The sequence below is a fragment of the Acidovorax sp. SRB_24 genome, from assembly GCF_012931925.1.
Window position 1 is genome coordinate 1 of the sequence record NZ_MWOM01000156.1, and the last position, 892, is coordinate 892.

Sequence of the window (892 nt, forward strand, 5' to 3'; positions counted from 1 at the left end):
CATCATCCGCAAGAACAACATCAAGATCGACTGACCTATGCCCCATTCCGACAAGCCCGTCGTTGCCCTGACCCTGGGCGACCCCGCCGGCATCGGCGCCGAGCTGATCGCGCGCCTGCTGGCCCGGCCCGAGGCCACGCAGCGCGCCAACATCGTGCTGGTCGGCGACCGCTGGCTCTGGGAAGAAGGCCAGCGCATCGCGGGCGTGCAGGTGGCCACCGCGGCCATCGACACGCTGGCCGCGGTGCGCCTGCGCGGCGACCAGGCACTGCCGGCGTTTCTCGCGCTCGACACCGTGGCCGCCGCCGACGTGCACCTCAGCCGCGCCGAGGCGGCGGGCGGGCGCTCGGTGCTGCAGGTGCTCGACCGCTGCATGGACGCGGCCCTGGCCGGCGAGGTCGATGCGATCTGCTTTGCGCCGCTGAACAAGCAGGCGATGAAGATCGGCGGGATGCGCCACGAGGACGAACTGCACCACTTCGCCGAATACCTGGGCGTGCGGGGCTATTTCTGCGAGTTCAACACGCTGGGCGACCTGTGGACCTCGCGCATCTCCTCGCATGTGCCGCTCAAGGACGTGGCCAACTACCTGAGCCAGGAGCGCATCGCGCAGGCGGCCGAGCTGATCTACCGCTCGCTGCTGGCCAGCGGCTATGCGGCGCCCAAGGTGGCGGTGGCCGCTTTCAACCCGCACGGCGGCGACGGCGGTGTCTGCGGGCGCGAAGAGATCGACACCATCGCGCCGGCGGTGCGCGCGCTGCAGGCGCGCGACTGGCCGACCGAAGCGCCGTTCCATGGCCCGTTCCCGGCCGACACCATCTTTTTGAAAGCCCAGGCCGGCGAGTACCAGGCCATCGTCACCATGTACCACGACCAGGGCCAGATCGCGATC

The 892-nt window shown here is 69.8% G+C and carries 1 protein-coding gene; it reads left to right on the plus strand.

The window, feature by feature from the left end; all coding sequences use genetic code 11:
* Nucleotides 1–37: 37 nt before the first annotated feature.
* Nucleotides 38–892, plus strand: an 855-nt coding sequence (locus B2J89_RS21190; RefSeq protein WP_169170814.1) for a 4-hydroxythreonine-4-phosphate dehydrogenase PdxA, incomplete at its 3' end; no start/stop codon positions are given.